The sequence below is a fragment of the Flavobacterium tructae genome, assembly GCF_002217475.1.
Lineage (GTDB): Bacteria > Bacteroidota > Bacteroidia > Flavobacteriales > Flavobacteriaceae > Flavobacterium > Flavobacterium tructae.
The window spans coordinates 211,505-223,463 of record NZ_MUHH01000017.1; the positions used below are offsets into that span (position 1 = coordinate 211,505).

The following is an 11,959-nucleotide window of genomic DNA, read 5'->3' on the forward strand; positions in this document are numbered from 1 at the left end:
GAGCTTAAGCAATAGAATGGTGCGCAGCACTATGAGTAATGATAGCAAATATCGGTTACGCCCTGAAAGGGCAGAAGCTTACACGCAAAAAGTTGATTTTATTCTATTTTGAATTATATTTTATAAAAGAGCGGTTTGGTCTTTATTGAAAATTGTAAGGTATAATTTTGCTTTTGCCCTTTCAGGGTAATTCTACACCTTAGTCTAATTCATAGTGCTGCGCACGATGTTGTTGCTTTTCAGGCTTTCAGCCTTTTTCTTCCCGACTTTTGTTCTTGATCCTTTTTTTACGCAGATTGCTTCGCCAATTCGCTTTCGCTCGGGTTAGCTGATTGTGCTGGTTTTTTTGTTTGGTATTCTGCAAAACAATCTAAATCTGCTAAATCTGCGGGAGTTTAAAAAAAACTTGTGGATGAATAAGTCAATAAAATTGAGGAGAGTTTTTTTTATGCTCTGCTTTTTTTACTTTTTTTATTTCTTCCGTACCAGATGATAAAACCGGTTAAAGGAAGTGCGGCCGCAATTAAGCTTACGATAAAGGCAATAATTTTGCCGGGCAGGTTTAAGATTTGTCCAGTATGTATGCCATAATTCATTTCGACAACCTGTAGGCCTAGAGTTTTCTTTTGGAACGGTTCGCTTTGGAGCAGTTTTCCGGTGTTCGGATGAAAATAATAGTTGCTTTGATGGTCGTATCGTAAAGCATGCGGATAAGCCCCTGTGTCGATTATGCTACCTTTTTGCTGTGGAAAGGTAACAAAATACATTTCGGCATCGGGTTGAAGTTTTGCGGTTGTTGTAAAAGCGCGATCGACGGCAGTAACGGAGTTGTTATTGAATTTAGTGGTATCGATCACAGGTACTTTTATTTCCAGCGTTTTGTCTCCCCCGAAATTGAACGTACTATAGATTCCGTCACCTACCCATTCGTAGGTAAAAGTTAAACCGGTTATGGCTATAATTACGGCAATTATCGAAATGTAAAATCCGGAAGTATTGTGCCAGTCGTAATTGACACGTCTCCATTTAGCGGACCATTTTACAGTAAAGCTTCGTTTGAGATCGCTTTTTCGTTTGGGCCACCATTGGATGAGTCCTGAAATTACTAATAGAATGAAGATGATGGTTGCGCTTCCAATGATATGTTTTCCTATATAATCCGGTAAGAGTAAATACAAATGAATGCGTTCGACAATAATGAAAAAGTCGGTATCGGGATCTTCGATTTTCAGGTGTTTTCCTGTGTAGGGATTGAAGTAGAGGTATCGGTTTTCGCTATCAGCATAGGTGTAAACAATTGCGGAACGGTTTTTTCCGTAATATGAAACCATACTCGATTTGTAATTTGGAAGAATCTCTTTGGCTTTTTCCTTCAATACGGAGGGTAGAACAAAAGGTTTGTTCTGAGGTTCAACGATTCGCCATTCTTTACGGGTGATGTCTTTTATTTCATCATGGAAACAAAAAATACAACCGGTAATACTGATAATAAAAACAATAAGCCCGGAAATTAATCCGAGCCATTTGTGTAGAAATCGTATTTGTGTTTTGAATCCCATTTTATCGTAAAACGCAAAATTATACGCAAAATCAATGGGGAGCAAGTAATTTTATTTATTTTTTAGAAACGGCTTCGTTTTTAGGTTTTAATGAATAGGCAACATAAAGGGTTATGGAAGCCAGGAATATCCAAAAAACATCCACAAAAAAGACCTGAATTCTGTTCTGCATGAAAGAGGTCCAAAACCAATTTCCGGAGACAATTCCGTTTGTAATTGGGATTAAAAAACCTAGCATACTTCCTGAAATTAAGCAGTATTTGTTGGTAAAAGCATCATTCTTTTTAAGGATGAAAAATACGGTAAGAATAAGCCATCCTATAAAGTAAACCATATATAACTGATCCTGAGTAAGAGGGTGGAATATTTTGGCAGCAATAAAAGCAAAGGCCGTGATAGGGTACATGCTCAGGCATATGGCCAAATAAATACGAACGACTCCGGCATTAAAGCGTTTTTTCTTTTCGGGTAAGTTGTTTTTTTGCCTGGCGACTAACCAAATCATAACGCCCGAAATGATGACAAAACAGGTAATTATACCTAAAACGAAACTTACAATTTTGAGAGCGTAACCTCCGTAATCGCCAAAATGTATGCGGTATAGCACATTTTTTACGACATCTAAATAGCTTGTTTGAGTAATCGGATTTTTTCTGGCAATTTCTTTTCCGTCCGCAATTCGATACACGATCTTCCCAATTCCGGTGAATTTTTTGTGGCTTAACATTTCACCTTCAACCAAAACGTGCATGTTAGCATCTCCGTAATTCTGAATGAAAACTCGGGTAATTTCAAAATCTTTCCAGCTGCTTTTTGTTTTCGCAACAAGCTGATCAATATTAAATGGGGCTGCTAATTTCTTATTATCGAATTTGTACTCAGGATCGGTATATTCCAGTTCTTTGTATAATTTGTCCTGATCGCCTTTGTATAAAGCCATTACTGCCGGAGCCACAATTAAGAGTTTAATCATGAAAAAGGTTCCGGTTACAGCATATACAAATTGAAAAGGCAGACCAATCATTCCTAAGGCGGTATGCGCATCTGTCCATAAGGTTTTTAGTTTTTCTTTTGGACGGAAGATATAGAAGTTAGAGACGATTTTTTTCCAATGCAGTAAAAGCCCGGTTACGATGGCAAATAAAAAGAACAATGCTGTGAAACCCGATAGATAATACCCAACAGGATAGGGAATCTGTGCCAGGAAATGCAGACGGTATAAAAATTCTCCCAGCGAATAAGATTGTTCGTAGGTAAAGGTTTTGAAGGTTTTGGTATCGAGATAAAAAAAGGATCCTTCTTTTTGTTCTTTAGGCGCCAAAGTATCTTTTGTACCTTCCATATAAACGGCAACTCTTCGTTCGATATTTGGTTTAGAAAAGGTCAGATTTCTCCCGTGTAGTACGTATTCTTTGTCAAGTTTCTTTAGGGCCGACGTATAGTCCAGTTGAATTTCTCTACTTATAGCTGAGGATTCATTTCTTTCCCAATTGATGATTTCATCTCTGAAGAAAGAAAAGGAGCCCGCGAAGAAAATCACAAAAAGCACTACGCTGATCACAATTCCGCTAACGGTATGGGTATGAAAATAGATGTTGTAATTACGATTGTTCATGGATTATTTTGCTATTGGATTGTAGGTTTGACCCAGGTATATTAAAAGAGAGAAAACTAAAGTAATAAGGATGTAGATTCCCCATATTTTCCATCCGTTTTTAGCCAGAAAGGCAACGACCATCAGGGCTACCCAGAGGATGAATCCGCTAAAAGCCATGGTCATCAATATATCGGCACGGCTGAACCAGGCTGCTAAAGCCAAATGAAAGGTGACTGAAACAAAGTAGCCGCCTAATATGGCAGCTGTAATTTTGGCAAATCTTTGCCATTTGGATTGGGTTAAATATTTTGGATTGGCCGGCATATTTTAATTAGAAATGAATTAGTAGTAATAAAATTCCAGTAGAGCTGCAAGTATAAAAAAACCGAGAATAGTAAAGCGGCTTATTTTTTTTAGAGGAGCCAAAATGATGATCAAACTCCCAATGGTCATGAGCTGAATAAAGAACATTAGGGTGCCGCAGCACAAAGATTGTGTGAACAGCCAGAGCGCATAAGCCAGTAAAAGAAGCCCCAGGCCTAAAAACCTGGTTGATTTAGGATTGCTTTTCATCCATTTTTCAAAGCCTAAATCATACGATAATGTGGCTCTTTTCGAGGTGTAGTACAGCGTGTAAAAAGCTAAAAAAACAATAAGACTTGCAATTGTGATCATGATTGATGAAATTTAAAAAACACCTTTCCTGTAAAGAAAGGTGTTTTTTTGATTTTTATTAGAATTTATAAGCGAAACTTGCTGCTACACTTCTCATGTTTCTGGGATGAATCGTAGACCATCCATCATAAGTATCTGCATTTGCAATGTTATCCATTTTTAAGGTTAAAGTGAATTTCTCTGCAGCATAGAAAATAGAAGAGTTTAATACAGTATATTCAGGAATCGTAAATGCTCCGGTTGTTTTTCTGTTCATGATTTTGTTATCACCTACATAATTTCCTCCAAAACCTAATCCGAATCCTTGTAACGGTCCTTCCAAAAATTTGTAGCTGGCCCAAAGATTCGCTAAATTTCTTGCTCCTGCGCTTTCCGGTCTGAAGTTTACAAATTCAGAATCACCAGCTGTAAGTACTGCATCATTATAGCTGTATCCAAATACAATATTTAAACCGGGAACAGGGTTAGAAACGATTTCAGCTTCGAAACCTTTGTTTCTCTGACCTCCATTTTGGTAAGAAGTAGAGTTTGTAGCATCTGTTCTGATGCTGTAAACCTGATCGGTAACTTTGATGTCATAGTAACTGAAAGTGGCGTAAAGTTTGTCTTTGAAAAGGTTCAGTTTGGTACCAACTTCAAATTGATTGGCATGTTCCGGGTTGTAAATTCTTGGAGTTCTTATGCCGGCATTTAGGTCTTCACCCGGGGCGACGTTTGAGAATCCATCCATATAATTGGCGAAAACAGAAACTTTATCCAAAATTGGCTGATACACTAATCCGAATTTAGGAGAAAAAGCAGTTTGATTGTATCCTCCGTTGTCTGCGTTCATAAAACGGTCTATACGTACACTTGCCATTGCAGACAATGCAGGGGTAAAGTTGATTACGTCAGAAACATAAACACTGTACACTTCCTGTTTTGTTTTGTTGTTGTTTGTCTTTGCCTTTGCCAAAAGATCGTCAGTTCCGGCTTTTGATAAATTTCCGTTATCACCGGTTGTAATGTATTTTGTAGGGTCGGTAATTTTGAAAACATTTTCGTTTACGGTTTGTAAACTTGCGTTACCAATATAGATGCTTCCATTGGCAATATATCCTGTTCCGTTGTCTGTTGTAGCGTTGTTGAAGTAGTCGAAACCGGCAACAATTCTGTTTCTCAACTTACCAATTTTAAAATCACCAATAAAATTCTGTTGAATATCGGTGGTTAGTGTCGTAGAATTCTGGTAGTTTATAAAACGTCCTAATACAATACCTTCAGTGACTTTTGGATAACCTTTAGTTCCTTCGTATAAGTAAGAATAGTAGCCTTCTGATCTTGATGATCCTCTTGAAATAACAGTTTGAGAAGTCCATTCGTTAGTAAACTTGTAAACCATCTGTCCTTGCAGATTGTAAGAAGGCGTTTCTATAGCAAGCTGGTTGCTGGTATAAGAACGTTTGTTATCATAACCTAGTTCTTTCATATTGTGAACTCTTAAAGGTGTCCCTCTGTCTAAAAACAACATGGTTGGATTGGTCGCTTTATTGTTCATGAATTCAGTATTAACAAAGAACGAAAGTTTATCGTTTACTTCGTAAGACAGAGAAGGGGCAAAAAAGAATGATTTTTTAAATCCTGCATCCTGAAAACTATTTTCATTGTGATAAGCAGAATTAATGCGCAGGTTTACTTTGTGCTCGTCGTCTAATGGGGTGTTGACGTCGGCAGTAACTCTGTTTAATCCGTAACTAGCTGTAGTGTAGTTTATTTCTCCTCCGAAATGATCGTAAGGTCTTTTGGTTGTAATATTGATTAATCCTCCGTAGGAAATAAGGCTGCTTCCAAACAAGGTTCCTGATGGTCCTTTGATTACTTCTATTCTGTCGATATTGGCAGGATCAAGGCTTCCATTTGTTAATCCCGGTAATCCGTTAATCATAGTCGGCTGAACAGCAAAACCTCTTAGGGAAAAGTAGCCTGCACCATCATTTCCACGTCCTGTAGAAGCCCACAGTGTGGTTAATCCCGGTGCGTTTTTAAGAGCGTCGTCGATATTGGTTACGACTTGTTCTTTTAACAACTCGCCTGTAATAGTAGAATAAACTTGTGGGTTTTCAAGATTTTTAAGAGGTAATCTTGATACTTGTTGGTTTTCTTTGCGGGCTAATGGATTCTTTTTTCCGTGACCGTTGATTACAATTTCGTCCAGTTGTTCAGAATTGGAACTGATCGTGAAATCTTCAATTATTTCGTCTCCGCCATTAAGAGAAATACTTTTTTCTTTTGAAGAATGCCCAACCGCAGAAACTTTAATCACATAATTTCCCGGTTTGATGTTTTTAATTTCGTAAAAACCTCTGCTGTCCGTATTGGTTCCTATTTTGGTCCCTTTTAAGATAATGGTCACATTATCTGCGGCCTGATTGTTAGTGAGGCTAATTTGTCCTTTTATGCTTGCTCTTTGCTGTGCCCACATGGTTGGAGTTGCAAGCAGTACAAAGAGAAAAGCCAAAATTGTTGTTGTGTATTTGGTTTTCATTATTATTTAGAATTGATTTTAATAGCGCAAATTTAAGTGCAGAATACAAACCAAACAAACTATTCTTATTTATTCTAAATAAAACAATTTTTAAAGGGTAAAATTTTTTATTGTTTAATTTTTTAACATCTTAAGTCGATTTTAAGTTAATATTAAGAAAAAAAACCTGCTTCAGTTAAGAAGCAGGTTTTGTATGATTGTTGAAAAGTATTACAATTACAATTCTAAAGCGCGTTTAGCATCTCCATTCATCAATAACTCTAATGGATTCTCTAAAGCTTCTTTTACAGCTACTAAGAAACCAACTGACTCACGTCCGTCAATGATTCTGTGGTCGTAAGAAAGTGCAACGTACATCATTGGGTGAATTTCCACTTTACCGTTTACAGCAATTGGACGCTCGATGATGTTGTGCATTCCTAAGATTCCTGACTGAGGAGGGTTGATAATTGGAGTACTCAACATACTTCCGAAAACTCCACCATTAGTAATAGTGAAAGTTCCTCCTGTCATGTCGTCAACGGTAATTTGACCGTCACGTGCTCTAAGTGCTAATCTTTTGATTTCAGCCTCGATTCCGCGGAAAGTTAATAATTCAGCGTTACGAACTACTGGTACCATTAATCCTTTTGGTCCTGAAACTGCGATTGAGATGTCGGCAAAATCGTAAGCAATTTTGTAGTCACCATCCATCATAGAGTTAACATCAGGGTATAATTCTAAAGCTCTTGTAACTGCTTTTGTAAAGAATGACATGAATCCTAAACCTAAACCGCCATGTTTTGCTTTGAAAGCATCTTTGTATTCGTTACGAATTTGGTTGATTGGTGTCATGTTTACTTCGTTGAAAGTAGTAAGCATAGCTGTTTCGTTTTTAGCCGAAACTAATCTCTCTGCTACTTTACGACGCAACATAGATAATTTTGTACGCTCAGTTCCACGGCTTCCTCCTGTTGGAGTTCCCATTGAAGGTACTGCATTTACAGCGTCATCTTTAGTGATTCTTCCACCTTTACCAGTTCCTGAAACTGAAGCCGGAGCAATGTTTTTCTCGTCTAATATTTTTCTTGCTGCCGGAGATGGAGTTCCTGCTGCGTAACTTGTTGCTGCCGGAGCCTGAACCGGAGCAGCTTTTGGTGCTTCAGCTTTTACTTCCGCTTTTGGTGCTTCTGCCTTTGGAGCTTCAGCAGCCGGAGCAGATCCTGATGGTTTAGCTGCGTCAGTATCGATTAAACAAACTACAGCACCTACTGCTACTGTATCACCTTCTTCCGCTTTAAGCGTAATAACTCCGCTCATTTCAGCAGGAAGTTCAAGAGTAGCTTTGTCTGAATCAACTTCAGCAATAGCCTGATCTTTTTCTACATAATCGCCGTCTTTTACTAACCAAGTTGCGATTTCAACTTCTTTTATAGATTCCCCTGGTGAAGGGACTTTCATTTCTAAAATCATCTTATTTCTTTGTTTAAAGTTTATTTTGTTTAAAGTTTCAGGTTTTGTAGGGGCCCGAAACTTTAAACTTGAAACATTGTTTTTTATCTGAATAAATTTTTATCGAATACCATTCTGATAGCATCAGCATGACGACGTTTTGAACGTGTGTAACTTCCTGATGCCGGAGCAGAGTAAGCTTTTAATGAAGCTAATCTCCATTTCACAAGGTCAAAGTTCATCAACATAAAGCTGTAAGCTCCCATGTTTTTAGGTTCTTCCTGTGCCCAAACGTAATCGTCAGCATTTGGATATTGTGCGATGATTTCTTTGATTTGCTCTACAGGGAAAGGGAATAATTGCTCGATACGAACCACTGCAACATCATTTCTTCCGTTGTTTTCTCTTTCAGCTACAATGTCGTAGTAGAATTTACCGGTACAGAATACTAAAGATTTTACGTCTTTTTTGTTTACTGTAGTATCGTCGATTGTTTCCTGGAAGCTTCCGTTTGCTAATTCCTCAACAGTAGATACGCATCTTGGATCACGTAATAAACTTTTTGGAGAGAAAACTACCAATGGTTTACGGAATTTCGTTTTCATCTGTCTTCTGATCAAGTGGAAGAAGTTAGCCGGTGTTGTACAATCGGCAACATACATATTGTGTCTTGCACAAAGTTGTAAGTAACGTTCCATTCTTGCAGAAGAGTGTTCCGCTCCCTGACCTTCATATCCGTGAGGCAATAATAAAACAATACCGTTTTGGTTGTTCCATTTGTCTTCTCCACAAGAAATATACTGGTCAATCATGATTTGGGCTCCGTTAGAGAAATCTCCAAACTGTGCTTCCCAGATCGTTAAAGCATTTGGATTCGCTAATGCATATCCATAATCAAAACCAAGGACACCGTATTCAGATAAAAGCGAGTTGAAAACACCGAATTTTCCTTTTTTGTTCGCTATAGTGTCCAGTAAAATTACTTCTTCTTCAGAATCTTCCACTTTAACTACCGCATGACGGTGAGAGAATGTACCACGCTCTACGTCCTGACCGGAAATACGAACGTCAAATCCTTCTGTTAAAAGTGAACCGTAAGCCAATGCTTCTGCAGTTCCCCAATCAAGAGTGTTGTTGTCGTATCCTACTTTTCTGTCGGTAACAATTTTAGTGATCTTGTTGATGAATTTCTTGTCTGCCGGTAACGTTGAGATTGTATTGATGATAGAATCCAGTTCCTTCTTGTCAAAAGTAGTATCTGTTTTTCCTAACATTTGTGTATCTGTTACCTGAACAAATCCATTCCATTCATTTTGCATGAACGGAGTTATAATAGTCAAATCTTTTTTACGGGAAGCTTCTAAGTTTTCCTCTAAAGCAGATTTGTATTCTTTTTCTAAAGCATTTACATAAGACGCATCGATTATGCCTTCAGACAATAATTTCTCTGCATAAATATCTCTTGGATTTTTATGTTTAGCGATGATTTTATATAAAACAGGTTGTGTAAAACGAGGCTCATCACCTTCGTTATGACCGTACTTTCTGTATCCTAATAAATCGATAAATACGTCACGTCCAAATTTCATTCTGTAATCTAAGGCAAAAGATACAGCATGTACAACCGCTTCAGCATCGTCAGCATTTACGTGTAATACCGGTGAAAGCGTTACTTTGGCAACATCTGTACAGTACGTAGACGAACGTGCATCTAAATAGTTAGTGGTAAAACCAACCTGATTGTTGATTACGATATGAATAGTACCGCCTGTTTTGTATCCGTCAAGCAATGACATTTGAATGATTTCGTACAAGATTCCCTGACCTGCGATTGCAGCATCACCGTGAACGGCAATAGGTAATACTTTAGAAAAATCGTTCGGATAGTATTTGTCTTGTTTTGCTCTTGTGATTCCTTCAATTACAGCTCCAACCGTTTCTAAGTGTGAAGGGTTTGGTGCTAAATTGATGTTGATGTTTTTTCCTGTTCTTGTTTTTTTGTCAGCAGTAAGACCTAAGTGGTATTTTACGTCACCGTCAAAATATTCCTGATCGTAATCTTTACCGTCAAACTCACCAAAAATATCCTGAGTTGATTTTCCGAAGATGTTAGCCAAAACGTTCAAACGACCACGGTGAGCCATTCCCATTACGAATTGTTCTACTCCTTTTTCGGCAGCCTGCTCGATCAAAGCGTCCAAAGCCGGGATGATAGATTCTCCACCTTCTAATGAGAATCGTTTTTGTCCTACATATTTAGTATGCAGGAAGTTCTCGAAAGATACGGCCTGGTTTAATTTATTTAAGATTGTTTTCTTTTCGTCAGAAGAGAAGTTTGGCTGGTTTACGTTTACAGCCAGTTTGTCCTGGATCCATTTTACAACGCCGGGATTTCTGATGTACATGTATTCGATACCAATGTGCTGGCAGTAAATAGTCTGAAGACGTGTAACAATATCCTGTAGTGTAGAAGGAGCTACTCCGATTGCCTGAGCAGCATCAAAAACTGTTGAAAGATCAGCAGTTGTTAATCCGAAATTTTCAATGTCTAAAGTTGGAGACGATGTTCTGCGATCACGAACAGGGTTTGTTTTGGTAAACAAGTGCCCGCGAGTACGGTAAGCATCGATTAATTTTAGGACATTGAATTCTTTTTGTAATTTATCAGAAACTAAACTACAATCTACGTTGTCGTTTGTTACGTATTCAACGATTCGTTGAACCGGATTTTCGTCATTATAAGTCGTTTGTCCAAAATCGAAACCTTGAAAAAAACTTCTCCAGCTTGGCTCAACGCTATCTGGGTTTACTAAATACTGATCATATAATTGTGCGAAAAACTCTGTATGCGCTGCATTTAAAAATGAAAACCTATCCATAATATGAGTGAATATACTTTTTGTTAAATAGAATCGCAAAAGTACAACAATCACATTTATTTAAATCTTTTTTTTACGTACTTTTACGTAAAAATTTGTTAAAAATAGACCCAACTATGGATAAAAATCAAATTTCAATCGTTTTCAAAACTTTTTTTGTGATTTTGGCCGTCTCATTTTCGAGTTCTGCTTTTGCACAACAAAAATATGTCATAGACAACAGCAATCATTTTTGGGAGAAAGTTCAGTTTGGAGGAGGTCTTGGTTTAGGAATTGGTTCCGGATATACGGACATTTCGGTTTCACCAAGTGCCATTTATAACGTAAACGAAATTGTAGCGGTTGGTGTTGGATTGCAGTTTGGTTATTTGTCCTCTAAAAACTATTACAGCTCTTTTGTCTATGGCGGAAGTGTGGTTGGACTCGTGAATCCGATTCCTGAAATTCAGTTGTCAGCAGAATTGGAACAGGTTCGCATAAATACGGATTATAAATCAACGGCTTATCGACCAAGTTACTCTGATGATTATTGGAATACCGCCTTATATCTCGGTGCGGGTTACCGAACCGGAAGTGTTACTATTGGAGCACGTTATGATGTTTTGTATGATAAAAATACCAGTCTTTACGGATCCGGGTTTATGCCTTTTGTGAGAGTTTATTTTTAGAGGAGCTAAGGTTCTGAGATGCTAAGTTTCTAAGGTTTTTAAAATCCGAAAAAATTGAAGAGATATATTTTTATACTTATTGTCATTGTGTTTATGAGTTGTAATGACTCTAAAAAATCAAATCTTGAAATTCAAAAAGTTGTAAAAAAAGAATTACGACCTTTTTTTGATTCTGATAGAATTGATCATTACTTTGTGAATTACACTCTTGAAAGTATAATTGATTTTGAGGAAAAAAGTAAAAAATCAAAAAAACATCAGGAATTTGAAGATTTATTTATGGGATATTTTCCTGATAGTATTCCTAAAAGAGATTTTGAAGAAATTTTGATAAGTCATAATTATAAGAAATCGAATCTTACTATTAAACAGCAAAAGGAAATTGAAAATGTATTCAGTCAAAAAGATTCTCTACAAATGAGTGCTTATGCCTGTGTTCCTGAATACCGTGATATTTTTATCTTCAAAAAGAAAGAAAAGACAATTGGGATAGCAAAAATCTGTTTTAAATGTGGTCGTTTCCAAATTATCGGAAGTAAAATTGATACCCAGTATTTTGGACTTTTTGAGGAATTAGATAAATTACATAATATCGTTCGTCCCTATGAGAAAAAAACATAGAGCCT

The 11,959-nt window shown here is 37.3% G+C and carries 9 protein-coding genes; 2 read left to right on the forward strand and 7 right to left on the reverse strand.

Annotated features, from left to right (window positions below; all coding sequences use genetic code 11):
• Nucleotides 1-446: 446 nt before the first annotated feature.
• From B0A80_RS05875 to B0A80_RS05905, 7 genes are all read right to left on the reverse strand, one after another.
• Nucleotides 447-1,604 carry a PepSY-associated TM helix domain-containing protein gene (locus B0A80_RS05875; RefSeq protein WP_233430715.1) on the reverse strand — a complete coding sequence of 386 codons (1,158 nt, stop codon included), beginning with the start codon at nucleotides 1,602-1,604 and terminating at the stop codon, nucleotides 447-449.
• A gap of 10 nt (nucleotides 1,605-1,614) precedes the next feature.
• Nucleotides 1,615-3,174 (reverse strand): PepSY-associated TM helix domain-containing protein, encoded by a 1,560-nt coding sequence (locus B0A80_RS05880; RefSeq protein ID WP_070906110.1) that lies wholly within the window; start codon nucleotides 3,172-3,174, stop codon nucleotides 1,615-1,617.
• Nucleotides 3,175-3,177: 3 nt separating this feature from the next.
• Nucleotides 3,178-3,480: a hypothetical protein gene (locus B0A80_RS05885; RefSeq protein ID WP_070906109.1), complete on the reverse strand. Its 303-nt coding sequence runs from the start codon at nucleotides 3,478-3,480 to the stop codon at nucleotides 3,178-3,180.
• Nucleotides 3,481-3,498: 18 nt separating this feature from the next.
• On the reverse strand, nucleotides 3,499-3,831 hold the full coding sequence (locus B0A80_RS05890; RefSeq protein WP_017494616.1) for a hypothetical protein: 333 nt from the start codon (nucleotides 3,829-3,831) through the stop codon (nucleotides 3,499-3,501).
• Between the two features lie 58 nt (nucleotides 3,832-3,889).
• Nucleotides 3,890-6,355, reverse strand: coding sequence for a TonB-dependent receptor (locus tag B0A80_RS05895; protein ID WP_070906108.1), 2,466 nt, complete (start codon nucleotides 6,353-6,355; stop codon nucleotides 3,890-3,892).
• A gap of 216 nt (nucleotides 6,356-6,571) precedes the next feature.
• Nucleotides 6,572-7,807 (reverse strand): 2-oxoglutarate dehydrogenase complex dihydrolipoyllysine-residue succinyltransferase, encoded by a 1,236-nt coding sequence (gene odhB, locus B0A80_RS05900; protein WP_017494618.1) that lies wholly within the window; start codon nucleotides 7,805-7,807, stop codon nucleotides 6,572-6,574.
• An 83-nt stretch (nucleotides 7,808-7,890) separates the two neighbouring features.
• Nucleotides 7,891-10,665 carry a 2-oxoglutarate dehydrogenase E1 component gene (locus B0A80_RS05905; protein ID WP_089076714.1) on the reverse strand — a complete coding sequence of 925 codons (2,775 nt, stop codon included), beginning with the start codon at nucleotides 10,663-10,665 and terminating at the stop codon, nucleotides 7,891-7,893.
• 116 nt (nucleotides 10,666-10,781) lie between these two features.
• Here B0A80_RS05905 and B0A80_RS05910 point away from each other — a divergent pair, with 116 nt between their 5' ends.
• Both B0A80_RS05910 and B0A80_RS05915 read left to right on the forward strand, forming a co-directional pair.
• The gene (locus tag B0A80_RS05910; RefSeq protein WP_017494620.1) at nucleotides 10,782-11,333 is read left to right on the forward strand and encodes a hypothetical protein; all 552 of its coding nucleotides are present in this window, start codon (nucleotides 10,782-10,784) and stop codon (nucleotides 11,331-11,333) included.
• Nucleotides 11,334-11,387: 54 nt separating this feature from the next.
• Complete coding sequence (locus B0A80_RS05915) at nucleotides 11,388-11,954, forward strand: hypothetical protein (RefSeq protein WP_124020562.1); 567 nt, start codon at nucleotides 11,388-11,390, stop codon at nucleotides 11,952-11,954.
• Nucleotides 11,955-11,959: the final 5 nt, after the last annotated feature.

Bases quoted from the DNA above. Each gene is read 5' to 3' on its own strand.
- B0A80_RS05880 (WP_070906110.1), bottom strand. From the start codon at position 3,174: ATGAACAATCGTAATTACAACATCTATTTTCATACCCATACCGTTAGC.
- B0A80_RS05885 (WP_070906109.1), bottom strand. From the start codon at position 3,480: ATGCCGGCCAATCCAAAATATTTAACCCAATCCAAATGGCAAAGATTT.
- B0A80_RS05890 (WP_017494616.1), bottom strand. From the start codon at position 3,831: ATGATCACAATTGCAAGTCTTATTGTTTTTTTAGCTTTTTACACGCTG.
- B0A80_RS05895 (WP_070906108.1), bottom strand. From the start codon at position 6,355: ATGAAAACCAAATACACAACAACAATTTTGGCTTTTCTCTTTGTACTG.
- odhB (WP_017494618.1), bottom strand. From the start codon at position 7,807: ATGATTTTAGAAATGAAAGTCCCTTCACCAGGGGAATCTATAAAAGAA.
- B0A80_RS05905 (WP_089076714.1), bottom strand. From the start codon at position 10,665: ATGGATAGGTTTTCATTTTTAAATGCAGCGCATACAGAGTTTTTCGCA.
- B0A80_RS05910 (WP_017494620.1), top strand. From the start codon at position 10,782: ATGGATAAAAATCAAATTTCAATCGTTTTCAAAACTTTTTTTGTGATT.